Annotated in this window: 24 protein-coding genes and 1 pseudogene; 15 read left to right on the top strand and 10 right to left on the bottom strand. The window is 33.0% G+C overall.

All coding sequences use genetic code 11. The features are described from left to right. Nucleotides 1–498: 498 nt before the first annotated feature. The 3 genes from ACHRVZ_RS15785 to ACHRVZ_RS15775 form a co-directional block, all read right to left on the bottom strand. Entirely contained in the window at nt 499–609 is a 111-nt protein-coding gene (locus tag ACHRVZ_RS15785) for a hypothetical protein (protein WP_395423697.1), read from the bottom strand. 23 nt (nt 610–632) lie between these two features. Continuing rightward, nucleotides 633–923 carry a hypothetical protein gene (locus ACHRVZ_RS15780; RefSeq protein ID WP_395423696.1) on the bottom strand — a complete coding sequence of 97 codons (291 nt, stop codon included), beginning with the start codon at nt 921–923 and terminating at the stop codon, nt 633–635. A gap of 576 nt (nt 924–1499) precedes the next feature. Further along, nucleotides 1500–1970, bottom strand: coding sequence for a transcriptional regulator (locus ACHRVZ_RS15775; protein WP_395423694.1), 471 nt, complete (start codon nt 1968–1970; stop codon nt 1500–1502). Between the two features lie 316 nt (nt 1971–2286). Between ACHRVZ_RS15775 and ACHRVZ_RS15770 the strand changes: the two genes are divergently transcribed. Genes ACHRVZ_RS15770 through ACHRVZ_RS15755 form a run of 4 tightly spaced genes read left to right on the top strand, consistent with a single transcriptional unit; the run spans nt 2287 to nt 4794 of the window. Further along, complete coding sequence (locus tag ACHRVZ_RS15770; protein WP_395423692.1) at nt 2287–2679, top strand: single-stranded DNA-binding protein; 393 nt, start codon at nt 2287–2289, stop codon at nt 2677–2679. 41 nt (nt 2680–2720) lie between these two features. Next, the gene (locus ACHRVZ_RS15765) at nt 2721–3083 is read left to right on the top strand and encodes a hypothetical protein (RefSeq protein WP_395423690.1); all 363 of its coding nucleotides are present in this window, start codon (nt 2721–2723) and stop codon (nt 3081–3083) included. Nucleotides 3084–3109: 26 nt separating this feature from the next. Beyond that, nucleotides 3110–3490 carry a PcfK-like family protein gene (locus tag ACHRVZ_RS15760; protein WP_395423688.1) on the top strand — a complete coding sequence of 127 codons (381 nt, stop codon included), beginning with the start codon at nt 3110–3112 and terminating at the stop codon, nt 3488–3490. Continuing rightward, a complete protein-coding gene (locus ACHRVZ_RS15755) occupies nt 3487–4794 on the top strand; it encodes a PcfJ domain-containing protein (RefSeq protein ID WP_395423686.1) in 1308 nt (435 codons plus the stop codon). The genes ACHRVZ_RS15760 and ACHRVZ_RS15755 overlap by 4 nt, the downstream gene beginning before the upstream one ends. A 130-nt stretch (nt 4795–4924) precedes the next feature. On the opposite strand, the gene ACHRVZ_RS15750 is transcribed toward ACHRVZ_RS15755, so the two are convergent. Together ACHRVZ_RS15750 and ACHRVZ_RS15745 are read right to left on the bottom strand one after the other, a co-directional pair. Next, entirely contained in the window at nt 4925–5578 is a 654-nt protein-coding gene (locus ACHRVZ_RS15750) for a hypothetical protein (RefSeq protein WP_395423684.1), read from the bottom strand. A gap of 1172 nt (nt 5579–6750) precedes the next feature. Further along, entirely contained in the window at nt 6751–6927 is a 177-nt protein-coding gene (locus ACHRVZ_RS15745; RefSeq protein ID WP_395423682.1) for a histone H1, read from the bottom strand. Between the two features lie 418 nt (nt 6928–7345). Here ACHRVZ_RS15745 and ACHRVZ_RS15740 point away from each other — a divergent pair, with 418 nt between their 5' ends. Both ACHRVZ_RS15740 and ACHRVZ_RS15735 read left to right on the top strand, forming a co-directional pair. Further along, nucleotides 7346–7555 (top strand): hypothetical protein, encoded by a 210-nt coding sequence (locus ACHRVZ_RS15740; RefSeq protein WP_395423680.1) that lies wholly within the window; start codon nt 7346–7348, stop codon nt 7553–7555. Continuing rightward, complete coding sequence (locus ACHRVZ_RS15735) at nt 7552–8601, top strand: helix-turn-helix domain-containing protein (protein WP_395423679.1); 1050 nt, start codon at nt 7552–7554, stop codon at nt 8599–8601. The genes ACHRVZ_RS15740 and ACHRVZ_RS15735 overlap by 4 nt, the downstream gene beginning before the upstream one ends. Nucleotides 8602–8712: 111 nt before the next feature. On the opposite strand, the gene ACHRVZ_RS15730 is transcribed toward ACHRVZ_RS15735, so the two are convergent. Further along, entirely contained in the window at nt 8713–8838 is a 126-nt protein-coding gene (locus tag ACHRVZ_RS15730; protein ID WP_395423677.1) for a hypothetical protein, read from the bottom strand. 122 nt (nt 8839–8960) lie between these two features. Here ACHRVZ_RS15730 and ACHRVZ_RS15725 point away from each other — a divergent pair, with 122 nt between their 5' ends. From ACHRVZ_RS15725 to ACHRVZ_RS15685, 9 genes and pseudogenes are all read left to right on the top strand, one after another. After that, nucleotides 8961–9308 carry a transposase gene (locus ACHRVZ_RS15725; RefSeq protein ID WP_395423675.1) on the top strand — a complete coding sequence of 116 codons (348 nt, stop codon included), beginning with the start codon at nt 8961–8963 and terminating at the stop codon, nt 9306–9308. Beyond that, complete coding sequence (locus ACHRVZ_RS15720) at nt 9277–9636, top strand: hypothetical protein (RefSeq protein ID WP_395423674.1); 360 nt, start codon at nt 9277–9279, stop codon at nt 9634–9636. Before ACHRVZ_RS15725 ends, ACHRVZ_RS15720 begins: the two co-directional genes overlap by 32 nt. Nucleotides 9637–9650: 14 nt before the next feature. Continuing rightward, complete coding sequence (locus ACHRVZ_RS15715; RefSeq protein WP_395423672.1) at nt 9651–9884, top strand: transposase; 234 nt, start codon at nt 9651–9653, stop codon at nt 9882–9884. Nucleotides 9885–9889: 5 nt separating this feature from the next. Further along, the gene (locus ACHRVZ_RS15710) at nt 9890–10297 is read left to right on the top strand and encodes a transposase (protein ID WP_395423671.1); all 408 of its coding nucleotides are present in this window, start codon (nt 9890–9892) and stop codon (nt 10295–10297) included. Between the two features lie 125 nt (nt 10298–10422). Further along, nucleotides 10423–10803, top strand: a complete 381-nt coding sequence (locus ACHRVZ_RS15705) for an ATP-binding protein (protein WP_395423669.1) — start codon at nt 10423–10425, stop codon at nt 10801–10803. A gap of 10 nt (nt 10804–10813) precedes the next feature. Next, entirely contained in the window at nt 10814–11008 is a 195-nt protein-coding gene (locus ACHRVZ_RS15700; protein ID WP_395423667.1) for an ATP-binding protein, read from the top strand. Nucleotides 11009–12174: 1166 nt separating this feature from the next. After that, complete coding sequence (locus ACHRVZ_RS15695; RefSeq protein ID WP_395423665.1) at nt 12175–12474, top strand: transposase; 300 nt, start codon at nt 12175–12177, stop codon at nt 12472–12474. Between the two features lie 133 nt (nt 12475–12607). Further along, nucleotides 12608–13156: an IS3 family transposase gene (locus ACHRVZ_RS15690; protein ID WP_395424148.1), complete on the top strand. Its 549-nt coding sequence runs from the start codon at nt 12608–12610 to the stop codon at nt 13154–13156. A 14-nt stretch (nt 13157–13170) separates the two neighbouring features. Next, nucleotides 13171–13350 (top strand): annotated as a pseudogene (locus tag ACHRVZ_RS15685) (IS3 family transposase); the annotation flags it as partial. Nucleotides 13351–13483: 133 nt separating this feature from the next. On the opposite strand, the gene ACHRVZ_RS15680 reads toward ACHRVZ_RS15685, so the two are convergent. From ACHRVZ_RS15680 to ACHRVZ_RS15665, 4 genes are read right to left on the bottom strand one after another with little or no spacing between them, the layout of a single operon-like run. Continuing rightward, a complete protein-coding gene (locus ACHRVZ_RS15680) occupies nt 13484–15130 on the bottom strand; it encodes a hypothetical protein (protein ID WP_395423663.1) in 1647 nt (548 codons plus the stop codon). Between the two features lie 12 nt (nt 15131–15142). Further along, entirely contained in the window at nt 15143–15688 is a 546-nt protein-coding gene (locus ACHRVZ_RS15675; protein ID WP_395423661.1) for a hypothetical protein, read from the bottom strand. Nucleotides 15689–15718: 30 nt separating this feature from the next. Then, the gene (locus ACHRVZ_RS15670; RefSeq protein WP_395423659.1) at nt 15719–16375 is read right to left on the bottom strand and encodes a hypothetical protein; all 657 of its coding nucleotides are present in this window, start codon (nt 16373–16375) and stop codon (nt 15719–15721) included. A 30-nt stretch (nt 16376–16405) separates the two neighbouring features. Then, nucleotides 16406–17125 carry a hypothetical protein gene (locus tag ACHRVZ_RS15665; RefSeq protein WP_395423658.1) on the bottom strand — a complete coding sequence of 240 codons (720 nt, stop codon included), beginning with the start codon at nt 17123–17125 and terminating at the stop codon, nt 16406–16408. Between the last annotated feature and the right edge of the window lie 423 nt (nt 17126–17548).

Raw genomic sequence — 17548 nt, 5'->3', positions numbered from 1 at the left:
TATTTCGGATTATTCTTTTTTCACTTTCTATTAATTTTCTGAGGAAACATTTTTACATAAAATTATTTCTCAACTTTTTTCTTATTATAGTCCAATAAATGTTGTCTCAAAAATCCGCCAAACGTTATAAATGAAATTCCAATTATCACTCTATAATTGTAAAAACTTGAAGAATTATTTGTTAAAGCGATTACTAAAAGAATAAGATTGGCGACTGTCGCTAGCAGAAGAAAAGCAAAGATTATTTTTCTCATATGATTTGTTTAAGTGTTATTAGATATTGGTTGCTATTGAAAACTCAGTGTCGAAAAACTATCACATAACTTGTATATATATCAAACGATATCCGACTTATCTACCCTAAATTGGTTCGATATGTCTGACAAATATCAGTGTTTATTTGTTTTCAAAAATAGGATTTTTATTTCATAAATCATCAAATAGCTTTTTATTTGTTAAATACTTTTCGTGCTAACATAGGTGTAAACTTCGCTGGTCTTACTGCTTTAATGACCTAATAATTCGGATATACCTTAAATCAGTTCCGCTTTCAAGTAAATGGGTAGCGAAACTATGGCGCAACCAATGTAAACTTACAGGTTTTGTCATGCTAACTTTTTTAAGTGCCTGTTTTAATATACTTTATAAACTTTTTTTTCTGAATAGGACTCACCAGAATTTGCCCCTTCAAATAAATAAGTTTTACGTTTAAATAAGATATAATATTCTCGAAGCATTTCTAAAATTTTAGACGATAAAGGAGTAATTCTGTCTGTCTTTCCTTTGAAGTTTTTAAGCAATACAATATTTTTTTTAGAATCGCTATGAATGGGTCGAAGTGCCAATAATTCACAACAGCACAAACCAAAACACTGCCAAAAATTAAACTTAGCATCATTTGTGTTTGCTATTGCAATGCACATTCAAAATCAATTTCACTTCAAAACATTAGGCAATAGTTTATATCGCTTTGGTCGGTGAATTTTATCTATTTCAATCTTTGTTTCTCGAATGGTTGTAAAATATAGTTTGATAGTATTAACAATTTGGTTTTGCTACGAATCCGAAAGATTATTTTTCAATATAAAGTCGTTATAATAGACAATCACATCTTCATTAGAGATTTCGACGATGGTTTTTCCCGGTAGTAAATCAAAAAGGTTTTCAATGCTTCACTATAAGTTTTGAGTGTATTTTCGCTTCCCAATTCATATTTACGCGATTTTAACTATTAAAACAACAAATATTATCATAATAACATCATCAAAAGTAACACTGATTTTCAATAATTCATACTTTATATCTAACATAACTTTGGATAAGATATCCTGTGCCCGTAATACAAACTCAGCGCCGTTGCTCCTACTAGTCTCAAGGATTCAAATTCCTCAGCCTTCATCAAGTCTTCTAAAATAGTCTTTAGAAGCGGAGTAACAGTATTGAAATGTAAAGGCATTCCTTTTATTTTTTTGGGTTGTTGTTTTTGGATTTGTTTTTTCTTAAGAATTCAGAATAGTATTAACGGTATCGGATCCATAAGTGTGTGTAATCTCCTTTTTTTCTTCTTCATTGCCGCGCTCAAAGACTCTTTTTATTACCGCCTTTTTTTGTTTCTGCCAGTCAATTTTTTTCATATCTGTATCCCAAAACAGTACTTTTCTCAGCTTTGTAAAATCAGGTGCTGCTTTACTTTTGTTCTGAGGCTGATCTTCTTTCTTCTTCTCTTGCGCTATATCATAATATACCTGAAGAATCATAAAATAACCTTCCTCAATCCCTAATACCTTCTCAATCTTTAGCGCCAATGGTATATTCATCCTGCGTTTGCCCTTGGTTATAGCCGTCAGGGTCTGAGGAAACTCTCCCAGAGAAAGCGCAAACTGCCCCTTGGCCAAATGACGTTTCTCAAGTTCCCGCTCCAGTACATAACCCGGATGAATTCCTTTGAGTATTTCAAGTGTCGATTTCATACTACAAAAATAAACAATTTTGTTTACACAATAATGTTATATGTGTGCAAACAAGAAAACTAAGATGAAAAAAGGCTGTATCTCCAACTCTAAACGGGTTAAAAGGCAGCTAAGATAGTGCCCGCCGTATGCTCCATGCGCATAATGGCTGCGCTTACGCTTTCCCACCCTTCGGGACTTATAGCACTGCGCATCCTTAGATCGGTCCCTTGATTCTTGCTTTCTTTTTTCCCGTTTTTTCGTTTTGAAAATATTTTATGGGAAAGGCAGGGGGAAAGAAACTTAAAAAAATAGTAATCACTAAAATTTTAAAATCATGGAAATCACAGGACGCCTTACCAAAGATGCCACCGTGCACAAAGTATCAAATGACAAACAAGTTGTCAATTTTTCAATTGCCATCAATGACAGTTACAAACTCAAAGGAAGTACAGAGTATAAAGAGATTGTAACCTATATCGACTGTTCCTATTGGATCAGTCCAAAATCTGCCGACTGGCTCAAAAAAGGGGCGCTCGTTCAGCTCTATGGACGTATTGGGCTTAGTACCTATATCGGTCATGACGGCTCGGCTCTAGGGGCGTTAACCTTTCACATCAACAATCTTAAAATTTTAGTTTTTGCCAAAAAAGAGTCAGAAGCGCAAAAAGCAGATGTTACCCCAAAAAAACAAAATCAGTCAGAGGAGCCCGATGATCTGCCTTTTTAATTACAGGGTTCGCAATTTATTTATAAACGCCAAAAAATCACATGATGAAAGCCTTAGACAAAAACCAATACACAGAGTATGATGTAAGCCACATATTCAACGAAATCATTTTAAGCCATTTAGAGGGCTATAACGGAACCAAAAAAGAGCAGTTGAAATCTTTCCTCGGAGATCTTCAAAAAGGAGGCTGTATCAGCGGAATGATAGGAGAATTTATCTATCACAACGATTGCAAAGCTTTTTACATCAAACATTTGGAAGATTTAGAAAACATTAAAAATGATTTGGAAGAGTCATTTGGAGATCCTGTGGCAAACCGCTATAAACTGCCTCATTACACTTTTTTATGTTGGCTCTGCTTTGAAGAATACTGCTATGACATTTACAGAAACGTCTTTGAATAATAATTATTAATCAAACTCTTTCCCTTATGAAACCAACTGACGCTTTTAAAACAGCCATAGAGAATTATTTGAATCAAACTGCGCTGAGCGATACTGTCTTGGCGCTAAGTCTTACCAAAGCAGACAAAAACTTAGAGAGCTGTTTCAATTACATTTTTGGCGAGGTCAAAAAAACAGGATTCTGCGCCTTTGACAATCAGGAAATCTTTGACATGGCGCTCAAATATTATACTGATGATACTATTGCCGAGCCTGCGCCTCCGAGTTGCAAGGTAGTAGTAAATCAGCCTGCAAAGCCTGATTTATTTACTGCTTTCCCCGCAACCCTACAAATTAACTTGCCTAAAACTGAGGTAATACAGACCCCGAAACCCACACAGACCACCTTAACACTCTTTGACTTATGAAACCACATACCACCATAGAAAAACATATTGTTGCGCTAAGCCAATCCCTTGCCCCCATTACCCCCGAAATGCAGTCGTGGGCGGAAAAAAACATATTTCTGAAATGGGGCGCACTCTCAAGAGGAAAATTCCATTGCCTTGACTGCGGACACGCTTGGAAACCACAGTGCGAAACTAAATCCTTAAAATTTACAAAGTGCACTTCCTGCAAAGGAAAACTTAAAATGTACCAATATAATCAGGTACTTTTCAAAGAAATAGAATATAGCGCAGTGGTAACTAAAGCGTCCGAATTTCAAATCGTTCGCATCATTTGCTCACACAAACTCATGAAAAAAAACAACCTCCCTACTTTCTATCATAAAGAAGTCATGCAACATTGGATCGATCCAAAAGGCGAAGTACGTACCCTATCACTCAGCACCAATCCATTTTCACAGGCTTATGATTCCTGGCAGTACTACTCTAATCTAGAAATCCGCCCGAAAGATTTTCAAAACTCTCCAAAATACCGCATCAATCCCTACAGGATTTATCCGAAGATTAAAATACTTCCCATTCTAAAAAGAAATGGCTTTAAAAAAGCTTTTTATACAATAAAGCCTCAGGTGTTGCTTTCATCCCTTTTAAAAGATTCTTACACTGAAACGCTATTAAAAACAACGAAGACTCGCCTGCTCCGCTATTATCTTGAATCTCCCGATCAACAGATTAGAAATAATTGGCAGGCGGTAAAAATCTGTCTTAAAAACAACTATACGATTTCAGATTTTGGCATTTGGGAGGATTATTTGGATTTACTACGGTGGTTTAAAAAAGACATCTGTTCTGCTTTGTTGATCTGCCCCAATGATTTAAACGGAGAGCACGATAAATTGGTGCAGAAAAAACAAGAAGTACAAAGAAAAAAATATCTTCTTCAAATGCGCGCCGAAATCAAGGAGGCACAGATTTTATACGCGGAACAAAAAAAACAGTTTTTTGGACTTTGTTTCACGCAGGCAGACATAACCATAACCGTATTGGAAAATGTAAGACAATTTATGGAAGAGGGAGACAATTTAAGACACTGTGTGTTTACCAACGAATATTTTAAAAAGAACGATTCCCTGCTGTTCTCTGCCCGCATAGACAATACTCCTCTTGAAACCATAGAAGTATCACTTTCTAAAATGGAAGTATCTCAATGTCGCGGTCTGAAAAATAAAAATTCAAAACATCATAAAGTCATTCTGAATTTAATCAATAGAAACCTCTATCAAATTCGCTCAAGAATGAAAAAACAAAAAGCAGAAAAATGCTAAAAGCGGAAAAACCGAATTAACTTCGGTTTTTCCGCTTGTCATCCTGCAGACACTGACATGACACGTCTACTTTCTAGACAGCACTGTAATTTTACCTCACCTTAATATATTTTTTCATTTTTAAATACTTTTAACCTCCCATCCTATCATTATCACATAATTTACTATTATTAGAGTTTTCCCGTAAAAGTTCAAAAAATTCATGAATGCTATAGCGTATTTCTGCATCAAGAAAATCATTGGTAAACAATGGGATAAAATAGCTATCAGCCATATCATCAATGATTCTAAGCCATACTGCTTCAACCTTTAACAAAGGTAATCGCACCACTGCCACGTTATAATCTTCTTTAATATTTTTGAAGTTTTCCCGTAATGATTCCAAAACAGTGTAATAATTCCTTGCATACTGGTTACCAAAAATAATCCTGCTCAGATCTCTATTTTTAGCCGTACCGGAAAATTCAAAAATAAAATTATCTCCATGATTGTCTTTTCTAATAAAACGCGTACCCATCAAATTAAATGAAATATTATTGCATCCTTTAAGTGAATCTATATTTATATTGTAAATATCATGCCCCATCAATCCCGAATCAAGTTGAGAATCATTCAAATTATCAAAATCCATTACAACATCGGGCGAGACCATTGCAATGGCCCGCTCAATCGTACTTTCATCAACTTTATTAAAATGCAGCATACTATCCTTTGCTTTAGTTAAATAGGTATGAGTCCAATCCCCATCATTAAGATAATTTTCTGTGAAATTTTTAAGTGTCATGTAACACATCCCATAAATAAGATCCGCAACATAGACAAAACTGTTCGCTCCAAGATTATTGTACCCATAAATCGATACAAAACGACCTCCTCCACTTCTCCAACCGATCCTAACCCCTACTATCCATTGATGGTCGATCTCTTTAATTATTTCGGTCAGAGGTATTGGTTTTTAAATAAACTACTTTAGATTATTAGTTACGCTCAAAGCCTCATCTAGTAGATATGCAATATTACAGCCCGAGGGTACTTTAGAATTGCAACAGTCAATTCGTTCCAGAGTCTGACAAGCTACTTTACATTTGGAAAAACCCGAGATCGGATTATAAAAATGTGAAATACTCGCTGCATTCGCTGCCCAACACCAATTCGTCTATAACTGCGTATGCAATGTAAAAACCAGGGATCTATTTGTCATCGTCTTATTCAAATTTAAGGATTATAATTGTATTGTTGCATTATTTCAATTTAGATAAACCTTAAAACTGAAGTTTTTCTATCTTTTTACGCTATCTGGCGTAGTTCGCTCAAGTTGTTTCTGATGAAGATCTTCACCAACGCATTTACCGCTTTACAAATAATATAGTAGTATGATTTATTTAACTAAATTAGAAATTAGTATTAGAAGAAATACCCGTTTATCATTATTGAAGACGATCAAAAACAAAATAATTAAAATTTACTTAATTCTAAATTAGATAGAATTTAACAATTGGAGTAAAGTTCTACATCAAGGTTATTTTATTACCTTACAAGTAACCTTTAAATATTATAAAATAAGATACTTACAGAAGCTTTGGAACCTACTGTTTTCACAAAAATAATAAGGAAATAAAAAATTGCTGAACAATACAACTGGTAGCTCGCTTCAGTTAAAGCAAGAAAAGAATAGTGTTTCTTTCTTCCTAAATTTCTATACAGATCTAAAGTAACCCTAGAGATTAAAAGCACAAAAAAGTATTGGGAAGCTTAAGAGTCAAATTTGGAGTGTAAAATAAATAACTAGAAGAGACTACAGTTGCAGATAAGGTCCCTGTAGTAGTTATATAGGTAAACTTGTAAGCAAAGCATTGCTCGAGATTAAGACGTAAATAAGCACTCTTGACAAAAACGGAGAGGAAAATAAAAGACAGCCTAGTAGAGGACTTTTAACCAGACTGTCTATTTTGAGGCTTACTTTTTTGATTCTTCTACAGAAACTTTTCTAAACTTTTTCAATAGTTTCTCCAGTTCCAAACTTGATTTACGTGCTCTGGCTCCAGCAGCTTTTACATTTTTCTCAACTTGTTGTTCGGATTCCAATTTAAAAATTTCAATTTCAGCATTGATTTTGTTGAATAATTCTTTCATAATAGTCTTTTATTAAATTTTAGGATGTGAAAATAAATAGCTCATTTATTACAGGTAAAAAACAGACTTATAATTACAATTCTTTACCTTTTTTCGCTAGAACTGAAATCACTGATCACAATCATTTTCGATCAACTGCAATTTGGCTCTTTTTCTTGTGGCTAATGTAAATATTTTCTTTTTGAAGAATTTCAAGTGATGTAATAAATGATATGCTTTTGGTCGTAAATGCATATAGGATCGTACTTTATTATATCAAGGTATAAGACCCGATAAGTATTATGTACATAATTCTAAAACTGCATCTATAAAAAATCAATTATCAAGTAAGACAATATACATGCATTACAAAGACAACCACATGTATTACACAGGAAGCAACACGTATTACATCAGTAAAACATTTCTATAATAAATAATGAAATTTGCAAATACCAAAGAAGTAATTGAAACTACATTAGCTACCCAAATGCTCATAACATGGATTGATTTTACAAAGGGAGCAGCTTTAAGATTCAATGGCCCTGCCTTAATTAAGGTAAATTACAAGTCCTTTATTTCCACCTTAGCTTTAATAAAAAAATTAAGCCTTGGATTTAAGCAAATAATTAAATTACTAAACGTATGATTAATAATAATCATTGGCCTGCACGCACTCAAAAATGTTTTGATGATTTTCTGGAATTCAACTATTCATTAAACTCTCCGGAACTTTTACTTGATGGTCTGACAAAACTAACAATCTCGGAGCATATACCTTTAAAACAATCTATTTATTTGAATAGTTTATTGTGCAAAGCTACCATATCCTACCATAAAATTGAAGAAGGATTTTGGATTCTCTCTACTGAAATTGATGTAAAACAGGACATTGTTATCAAATCCAAGTACGATAAAAAGCTATCAAATGACTACTATTTACTAACTTTTTCTGTCCTTGATTCGAAATTCACTTTTAACGATTTAAAGAGTGTCGACTTTATTAGTTCCTGCTGGACTTTTAGTAAACCCGGAACAGAAGTCACCACTCCATTTTATAAAAATACAACAAGTCATTCTTTTACGTTAGCTGTTACTAAGCAATGGGCAAATAAAGCATTTATCCCAGGAAGTATTTCTTATCAGCAAACAATAGAAAATTTTTTAAATAGTAAAAAAGGTTTTTTTTCAGGTATGTCTATCACTCTAAAGACACATTCTTTGATAAAAAAAATCACTAAAATATGGAAAACTGAATCTAACATAAATATGCAAGTCGATACAGCCAATTTAAAGAAAGATTGCCTGAAATTGTTCATTGACTTTTTTAACAACTCTTTTGAGCGCAATCGTATTGAAGATAATGTATCATTAAAAAATTCTGATTACCAGATCGTCTTTGAGGCAGAAAAAATCATTTTAGATAATTTATACCTTCCCTTTATAGGGATTGATTACATTGCCAGAGAAGTAAAGATTTCACCCACAAAATTAAAAGCTAATTTTAAAGAAGTTTTTGGTATCTCAATACTGCAATATCATAAAGAAAAAAACATGCTTCTTGCGATGCAATTGATTCAAAATTCTAATATTTTGATTAAAAATATTGCTGTAGTTACGGGTTATCAAAACACTAGTAGATTTTCTCGTAATTTTAAAAAACGTTTTGGCAAACTTCCTTATAAAGTGCGCTGATTTTTTTGATCAGCGTTAAATATTTATCTCTTTTTAAAACCAGCAAAAAGGTCGATTCATTTTACACAAGGAATGTTTTTAGTTTTAAATTATTTCCATATTTTCTTTTCACTATCGAACTTTAGACTCTAACAGCTGCGGATACTTTGCTGTTAAATCTCCTATAGTTTTTATGCCTATAAACTCTAAATTATAACCATCATAATCCGAATCTACTAAAACTATTGTAATACTCAATTTATCGTTTTTCAACAATGTCATGTCTCTAACTTCATCATCAATATAAAAATGGATGAAGCACAAAGCTTGGGGAGGAAATATCAAAATAAAATAAGAACTTTGCAATCTAAGAATTTTATATGACCCCTATAGAGCTTTTGAAGTTTATGCTTCCTGATTTTTTAGTAGAACATTTTGAAGTAGTTTCATCTACTAATACCCAAGAAATATTACACCTCTATTTTGAAGAGAATGCTAAAGCTCCGGCAGAGTTTAATGATCTTCAATTAGTCTCAAAGGGTTTTCAAGATGAGATTACCATTCAGGACTTTCCTCTGAGAGGGAAGTTCGTGTATTTACATATCAAAAGACGTCGCTGGACTAATAAAGATACAGGTGAGATCGTTAAAAGAGATTGGAATTTAGTTGCTAAAGGAACCCGCATGACTCAAGAGTTTGCGGCTTTTTTTAAAGAAATTAATAGATAAGACCGCTATCGATTGTCGAACCATTGGAAGTTTCTTCGGAGTCAATGGAAAAAAACTACAAAGACAATATAAAAAACACCTAAGTTCCTTTAATACATGGGCTCCACCAGAACATGCACATGAGTGGATTATTTATCCTGAAAATTTGGGTACCCACTTGTCAATTGATGAAGTAGCCTTGTCTCAGGATGAGCTTTTTACTATTGTAACCAATAAGGAAGCTAAGGGTAAAAAAGGTTACTTAGTTGTTATTGTTGCAGGAACAAAGGCGGATCAGGTCATTGAACATATCTGTAAAATTGATTACAAAAAAAAAGTTGTGTCATAGAAATAACACTTGACATGGCTAATTCTATGAAGTTGATCTCCAAAAGATGTTTTCCAAAAGCTGTACAGGTTACCGATAGATTTCATGTTCAAAAATTAGCTCTAGAAGCATTACAGGAGATTAGAATAAAATATCGTTGGGAAGCGATGGATGCTGAGAATCAATTGATATTACAAGCGAAAAGAGAGAGAGAGAAAAAAAAAAAAAAAACTATATACCAGAGCTTTTACCAAATGGAGACTCTGTAAAACAGTTGTTATCCAGAAGTAGATATGTTCTTTATAAATCCCGCGATAAATGGACCCAGAGACAAAACGAACGAGCCCAATTGTTATTTGGTTTGTATCCAGATATTAAAAAAGCCTACAGTTTAACCCAACAACTACGAGGTATTTACAACAATCATAACAATAAACACATTGCGATGACCAAACTGGCACATTGGTACAGGAATGTAGAGGAGTCAGGCTTTAAAAATTTTAATATCCTTTTAAATACTATAACGGTTAATTACCAGTCAATCTTAAACTATTTTGATAATAGAAGTACTAATGCTTCTGCAGAATCTTTCAATGCTAAAGTAAAAGCGTTTAGAAGTCAATTTAGAGGAGTGCGTAAAGTAGATTTCTTCTTCTTCAGATTATCTAATCTTTTTGGATAATACCCAAGCTTTGCGCTTGATTCATAAAAATTAGCAAATTAGATATTCCTGGAATGCATAACACATTTAAAACAGCCATTGAAAGTGGAAAAACTGATCATTATACGCTCGATTAGTTTACATCAATGATAAATATAGATGACGAATGGGATGAAAGACACAACAAGCATATTGAACGAAGTATTGCAAATGCAAGCTTCCACTACATATCCAATATTAAAAGTATTAATTTTGACCAGTCACGCAATATTGACAGAAACCTTATACTTCGTCTTGAAGAGTGCAGTTTTGTTGAAAAGAATGAAAATGTCTTAATAACCGGAAGTACTGGTGTGGGCAAAAGTTTTTTAGGGACAGCTTTGGGTTATCAGGCCTGCATAAAGGGGTATAGAGTAAGTTATTTTAATACTTCAAAGGTGATCGCAAAATTAAAAATGGCAAAAGCAGACGGCACTTACTTAAGAGAACTTACTAAAATACAAAAGGCAGGATATTATAATATTTGATGATTTTGGATTGCAAGAACTCGACAATCACAACAGAATCACACTCCTAGAGATCATTGAAGACAGGCATAATAACGGTTCTATTATTGTAACTTCGCAAATCCCAGTTCAGCGATGGTATGATATCATTGGGGAGAAAACCATAGCAGACGCAATCTTAGACAGATTAATACATCAATCACATAGAGTTGAACTCCATGGCTAATCCATGATAAAGAAAAAAAGCATAAATAAGGGATAATTATTTATCTATATTTGAATATAAATTAACAAATGAAAAAAAGTAGTTTTTGAAATAAATGGAGATACTCACTTTGCACCGAAAATAGGTGATCACTTTAAATTGAAATTAGGTGGTCAATATCACTGGTTTTTACAGATAAATAATATAATTTTCAAATAAAAAAATCCCTGATATTCAAACATTTGACAAAAGAGATAATTAGCGGAACTATTCCTGATCAATCTAAAAACCAACAATAATCCATAGATTATCATTGATCCTTTTTTCCAATATAAAACACAAACCATCTCGAAACTCCTTCAAGTCCAAAGTAGATATTTGTTTGATAACATATATTTTTAGAATAAAAATTGCGATCTATTAGTCGCTAAAATCCAGCAGTTATTACTTTTCTTATTGCTGTTAGATCAAAGGTCAGTATATTTGAAGATATTTTATTTTTTATATATTTAATATCATTAAAAAATCAGTTTTGCGGCTGTTTTTGTAAAAAAAAGCATCACTTCGGTGATGCTTTTTTAATGAATTAAAGTCTTCTAATCTATTGTTGTTCATTTCTATTATTATCCATTTTTGATAAGAATAGAATAATATAGTTCAATTAATGTGGACATATTTCTAAGTTCATTTTTATTATTGATACAATTGATTCTGAAAATCTGCATTAATTAATAAATAGAAAAAAAACTATTTTTTTACCGCATTTATGATAACAATGTTATAATTGTTATCATAAAGAATAACGACATAAAAAAACACCACTTTATGTGGTGTCTTTTTCCTGATGTACCAAATTAACATCTACCTAAAATTTTTTTGTATAAAATATTGAATAGGCAAATATTAGTTTTTTTTTAAAAACATTCAAAGTAAAAGTAATAAGTGGTTGAAATGCAGTATAATGAAATGAAATCAATGACCGTTGCTGTGATATGGTGAGTTCTGATGCAATTTTTTTATGAATTTCAGCAGGAATTGGTTACTCTATAAGCAGTCTCTTTCTTATAATTTTATTTGTAGCTTTATAAGATTAAATTTGCATGTTTGTATAGATAGAATAATTGAAGTCTGGACTTGCTAACTTAGCGGAAATTGGAAGTTAAGAATAAAACTTAACTTTATCAATTATGAAACAAATGCGTAAGATTTGCGACCGTGCTTTTAAAGAGAAAGCAGTTAGAATTAAGCCTCAACGGACTAATGTTTCAGAATTAGCTCGGGAACATGGTATAACTGCTCAACAGCTTTACAAATGGAAAAAGGAATATTTAGAGTTTGGTCTTGGAAGTTTTCCTGGTATTGGAAACGTAAAGCAGACTCCTGAACAAGAACAGATCGCTCTGTTGGAAAAAAGAATTAAAGATGCAGATATGGAACGTGATATATTAAAAAAAGCAATAGGCATCTTTTCCAAAAATGGTCACTGATCTATACTTTCATTTTAACTAATGAAAAAACATATACGATTGAAAAGATGTATCAAGTCCTTGAGATAGTCCTCAGGGGATATTATACATGGAAAGTCCGATTGCTGTCTAAAAAAAGCAAAAAACTAGTGCGATCAAAAAACAGATCAACATTATCTGTTTTTCTTCAAAACAGCGATACGGGAGTCCGAGAATAGCTGCAGAACTGACTTCTTTGGGAAATAAGATATCCAGGATTACAGTAGCTAAATACATGATAGAGATGGGTTTATCTAGCAAATTAAGCCTAAAGTTCAAAATCACCACTGACTCTAAGCATAAATACAACACTATGGCTAACATACTAAACAGAGAGTTTACTGTCTCAGGTCCTTCCAAAGTATGGGTGTCAGATATAAGATGTATCAGCACAAAAGAAGGCTTTTTGTATCTAACAACATTTATTGATCTCTATGACAGGAAAATCATAGGTTGGATCCTAAGTAACGGTATAAGTACAGATAAAACAGTATTAGCGGCTTGGAAGATGGCGGTAAAGACCAGAAGCATTGAAAAAGGATTAATATTTCATTCCGACAGAGCAATACAGTACGCCAATAAAAAGTTTGGCAATGTTATAGAGTCTTATAAGATCGTAAGGAGGAGCATGAGTAGAAAAGGAAATTGTTGGGATAATCGGTAGCGGAGAGTTTCTTTAAAACACTCAAAACAGAACAGGTTTACGGAAATAAGCTTGTGAGCAAAGAACAAATGAGGCTTGATTTATTCGAATATATCGAAATTTGGTACAACCGAAAGAGCAGGCATTCTGCTCTTCAATACAAAACTATAGAAGAATTTTGGAATCAAAAAAATGACATGAAAAATGTAGCTTAACTTTTAATCTACTTTTAGTTTGCATATCCAAACCTCTAAAAATTTTTATTCTAGATTTACTAAGTTTTTAATTGTTAAATTAAAAAAAACATGATTTTAAAAATAAGAATAATCTCTTCTATAAATTAAAAACTTAATTATTGCCTATTATTAGCTGCCATTCAGTGCCGTCACTTTGAAGCATAAAATTTCGCCCATTAGCTAAAGCTGTGGTATTAACTCCTGACCGATTCACATAATTAAAATTTGTATTACAAACTGATCCAGAATAATTTTTTATAATATAGACCCTTCCGGTACAAATATTTGCTGCGGGTAATATAATCGTGGGATTAGAATAACTTCCGGATGTCAAAATTACGGTATAATGGTTTTCATCTAAAGTTATATTTCCGCTAGAGAGACGATTAATTGCCAATGATAAGGAGCCTTTTACTTGTAAAGTAGAGTTTGCAGCAACCCCATATGTTTTAATACCAACCCTGATATTATTATCTAAACCTGTTCCTTGTAATCTCATCATCTCAACATTTGTGGCAGTGCTGCTATTATATTTTTTAAATACGATTGGTTCATTACCATCATCTCCAACAATAAATTCCAGCGAGCCATCATTGTTTGTGCCTGCGGATCCAAGCTCAAAAAAATCATTTCCGCCAGCACTTCCTTTTAGCCTAAAATTACCTGAAGCTGTTGTGAAAAACATAGGTTTATAAAAATTAGCTCCCGAGGCTTCGAATTGCAAAGCTGACGTACCATTACCTTTAATGTTTAGAAGATATTGATTAGAATCAGTGTAATCAGTATAAGATTGTACTAAACCCAATGTACTTCTTTTTCCAAATTCTAATATAGATACATTATTAGTTCTTAAGCTTAGCTTTACATCATTGGTTGTTCCTAAAAAACTATTTGAGGATGCATTAGAATTACCGGTAAGTGTCCAGGTATTAGCAGTAGAATTATTAGTAACAACAACATCTCCATCTGAGTTTACAGCTAAAACATTAGTTAACGCTGATATTGGTGTTACTACTCCTAAGCCTGTCAATCTAAGTCCTGAGGTAGAGGAAGCAGTTGCTCCCTTAACCTCTAAAAAATTGTTTGGTGCATTATTATTAATACCAACATTCTGATTCTTTCCCAATATAATTGTGTTTGCTTGAGGAGCTGTACTATTATACCCTATCGCCGTTGAACCATTCCCAATAGCACTAGCTCCAGAACCAATGGCGGTAGATTGATAAGCAGTACGAGTATTATAGCCGATTCCGACGGATTCAACATTTGAAGCGCTAGCCTCGGAACCAATCGTTACTGACCGATATGCTGTCTTAGCATTATATCCTATTCCTACAGCCTCTGTAGCGTCAGACGGTCCTGTCTGAAAGCCTAATAAAGTAGATCCATAAGCAGCGGTTGAATTATAGCCTAAAGCAAGTGAATTTTTATACAAACTAATCCTTCCTGACTCTATATTGTTTACTTTAAACCATAGATCTGAATTGTTAGTTGTACCTAGAAAGGAGTATTCTGATACTGAATTTCCTCCTATGCCCCAGCTAGTGCCACTGCTTCCTCCTCCAACACCTTCATTGCCTATCAAACTGACTGTTCCATCACTTAGACCAATATATAATTGATTAGTGTCTGTAGTTTTGTACAAATCTCCTTGTCCTGCTTTCGTAATGGAATTAATGTCAGTTGACAAAACTTGAATTTGCGATATAACATTGTTACTGAAAAACAACATTGTAATGTAAAAAAATACTACTTTCATATTGTTTTAAAGCTATTTGATTCTTTTTACTATTAAAGAAGAGCCGTTTATGGCCATATTTAATGTCGAGTTCGCTCCATTTTTGCTTGAAGCATAAACTCTTCCTCTTACTTTAATTGTAGTATTAATTAAAACTTTAATGATTTTAATAACACTAATTGTGTTTTTATTATTCAAATTATTTCTGCTGTAGGTATAAGCCCTAGTTCCTGGAGATTCTGTCCCAGCTACTTGCAAATAAAATTCACCTCCATTTCTTTCATTATTGGTGGTTTCTGTAGTTACTCTATAAATAACTTCATAACGCCCTGGAGTTAAAACTGTAATAGCATTTATATTTGTGGAAAAATCTTCTGAATCTACTATACCAGGAGAATTAAAATTGATATCCGAAAATGTAACTTCATTAATGGTTTGTCCACCGGTTGCATCATATAATTCTGCAATACTTCCAATTCCTAATTCTAGATTTCTTAGTGTGCCCTTATTGTCAATAAACTTGACGGTTTGCGCATAATTAGAAGCACAAACCGTCAAGTTTATTGATAAGAATAGCATTAATCTCAATAAATTCAAAATGTGGTTAAATTATTTTATATATTGAATTTCAATCACATCTCCCGAATACATAGGTAAATCTGAAGCACTATAAGTGATTGTAACTGTGTTAGCAGCAGTCGAAAAGTCTGTACCTGTTCTTAGTTTAGCGCCGTTTCTAAATACAAATAATTTAGCCTCGGTAGTACCAGCCATTAAAACTGGTAACCCTGTTACAGTAATAGGAACATTAGCTGCTGCATCGACGGATTGTGTATGCTCTACTCTAATTCCACTAATTAAATCAGATGGCAATAGTTTTTTAGTCTTTCCTGTGGCTTCATCTCTAACTAAAAGTGTCCATCCTGTTCCTGTACCATGACTGCTTCCTGTGGTAGCATCAGTTGAAGCATCAGTTGATGAAGCTAAATCAATGCCATCAAGAGCAAATGTTTTACCGCTAACATCAATATACGTGTTATCCGTTAATGTGCCTCCTAATTGCCAAGTAGTTGTTGTCTGATTAGCCGTAGTGTTTACTATTTGCGTAATACCATTGTTCGATTGAAAATACTTGATCGTCCCTTTATTGTCGACAACTTTAATGGCTGTTGCTGCTTTGGCTACATCGCTTGTTGATTGGGCATTTGCGGTACTAAAACCGAATATAATTAAAGCAATTCTTAGTAAGTGTACATGTGTTTTCATAATTTTTCTTTCAAGTGTTAAAGTATTTATTTAATAAAATTGTATAATCCGTATTTCATCATTTTGGAAGCAAGTTGCATCAGCTTCCAGTTTTATCGTAGAGCTATTTACCAAAGTAAAATTTACTCTTATTCCATTTCGATAAACATTAATTTTTTCAATATCAAAAATGGGTAATGGTGGAGTAAATTCTGTTTGATTATCAACAGCAATTACAATAGCCTGTTTTTCTTTTAAAAATGGAGTCATATTTACTTTCTTTAAGATACCTGTGATTTTATCAACTACAACAACATCATCTGAGATAGTATCTCCATTTTCTAAACCTTTTATGGCTAGTGTATTATTAGATGATGCAGATATTGAAGTAGGCACTTTTAAATCTCCTCCTAGTATGATACTATTATTATTCAACATTAATCCATTGTCAGCATTAACTTGTATATTTTCATTTGTAGTTGCAATTTTGTTCCATTTTCCAGTAGCCCAGTAGTAGTAGCCTGGAATAACATCGGCTACCTTAGTTATATTATATACTAATAAGCTCTCCTTGTTACCATTAATAATTGTTGTTTCGTCCATCACTCCAGTGAGACTAACTCTAGGTATTAAAATACCTTTGTTAGTAGAAACAATTTCTAAAATTGTTGATTTGTCAGGCATAATAGTTCCTATACCAACCTGTGAGACGGCTCTAAAGGAAGATAAAAATGAACCTACTACCAATGAATAAAATAAAAATCTAATCATACTATAACCAAATGATCCATCAGGCGTTTTTTTATCTATTTAAATTAAACTGAATGTAAAGATCATGTAAGGTGAGAAGAAATACATTAGCAATGTAATATGTGGTCGTTTAAGTATATAGTTGACATGTATAAGGCATAACTGCTAAATACACTTGTAAGATTTGGTTCTTTGGTTTTTCGGTAGTGTCTCACTAACTCTGTAAGTTGAAAAGTTGATCTCTACCCATCTTTATCTCATGCTTTTCCATTTCAGGGATGAGTAAATACAACAGCTTTCTTGTCCCAAGCATAGGAATCGAAGAACGAAATTCGCTTACTAATTTAAATACTAGAACAAGACACTTGTTGTAAAAAGCATAGTCTGATTGTTTAGTTTTTATTGCCGATTATTTATTTTTTACTGCCACTTATTTATTTTTAA

It is taken from the genome of Flavobacterium sp. FlaQc-57, from assembly GCF_044007395.1.
GTDB lineage: Bacteria > Bacteroidota > Bacteroidia > Flavobacteriales > Flavobacteriaceae > Flavobacterium.
Note: the sequence above shows the minus strand (reverse complement) of the source record. Positions and strands in the feature narration are given on the sequence as shown.

Excerpts from the sequence above, each read along its gene's own strand:
- ACHRVZ_RS15740 (WP_395423680.1), top strand. The coding sequence starts at position 7,346 with ATGAAATTTGCAAATACCAAAGAAGTAATTGAAACTACATTAGCTACC.
- ACHRVZ_RS15735 (WP_395423679.1), top strand. The coding sequence starts at position 7,552 with ATGATTAATAATAATCATTGGCCTGCACGCACTCAAAAATGTTTTGAT.
- ACHRVZ_RS15775 (WP_395423694.1), bottom strand. The coding sequence starts at position 1,970 with ATGAAATCGACACTTGAAATACTCAAAGGAATTCATCCGGGTTATGTA.
- ACHRVZ_RS15750 (WP_395423684.1), bottom strand. The coding sequence starts at position 5,578 with ATGACACTTAAAAATTTCACAGAAAATTATCTTAATGATGGGGATTGG.
- ACHRVZ_RS15695 (WP_395423665.1), top strand. The coding sequence starts at position 12,175 with ATGAAACAAATGCGTAAGATTTGCGACCGTGCTTTTAAAGAGAAAGCA.
- ACHRVZ_RS15780 (WP_395423696.1), bottom strand. The coding sequence starts at position 923 with ATGTGCATTGCAATAGCAAACACAAATGATGCTAAGTTTAATTTTTGG.
- ACHRVZ_RS15745 (WP_395423682.1), bottom strand. The coding sequence starts at position 6,927 with ATGAAAGAATTATTCAACAAAATCAATGCTGAAATTGAAATTTTTAAA.
- ACHRVZ_RS15785 (WP_395423697.1), bottom strand. The coding sequence starts at position 609 with ATGACAAAACCTGTAAGTTTACATTGGTTGCGCCATAGTTTCGCTACC.
- ACHRVZ_RS15675 (WP_395423661.1), bottom strand. The coding sequence starts at position 15,688 with ATGCTATTCTTATCAATAAACTTGACGGTTTGTGCTTCTAATTATGCG.
- ACHRVZ_RS15725 (WP_395423675.1), top strand. The coding sequence starts at position 8,961 with ATGACCCCTATAGAGCTTTTGAAGTTTATGCTTCCTGATTTTTTAGTA.
- ACHRVZ_RS15705 (WP_395423669.1), top strand. The coding sequence starts at position 10,423 with ATGATAAATATAGATGACGAATGGGATGAAAGACACAACAAGCATATT.
- ACHRVZ_RS15680 (WP_395423663.1), bottom strand. The coding sequence starts at position 15,130 with ATGAAAGTAGTATTTTTTTACATTACAATGTTGTTTTTCAGTAACAAT.
- ACHRVZ_RS15765 (WP_395423690.1), top strand. The coding sequence starts at position 2,721 with ATGATGAAAGCCTTAGACAAAAACCAATACACAGAGTATGATGTAAGC.
- ACHRVZ_RS15760 (WP_395423688.1), top strand. The coding sequence starts at position 3,110 with ATGAAACCAACTGACGCTTTTAAAACAGCCATAGAGAATTATTTGAAT.
- ACHRVZ_RS15770 (WP_395423692.1), top strand. The coding sequence starts at position 2,287 with ATGGAAATCACAGGACGCCTTACCAAAGATGCCACCGTGCACAAAGTA.
- ACHRVZ_RS15715 (WP_395423672.1), top strand. The coding sequence starts at position 9,651 with ATGGCTAATTCTATGAAGTTGATCTCCAAAAGATGTTTTCCAAAAGCT.
- ACHRVZ_RS15670 (WP_395423659.1), bottom strand. The coding sequence starts at position 16,375 with ATGAAAACACATGTACACTTACTAAGAATTGCTTTAATTATATTCGGT.
- ACHRVZ_RS15665 (WP_395423658.1), bottom strand. The coding sequence starts at position 17,125 with ATGATTAGATTTTTATTTTATTCATTGGTAGTAGGTTCATTTTTATCT.
- ACHRVZ_RS15755 (WP_395423686.1), top strand. The coding sequence starts at position 3,487 with ATGAAACCACATACCACCATAGAAAAACATATTGTTGCGCTAAGCCAA.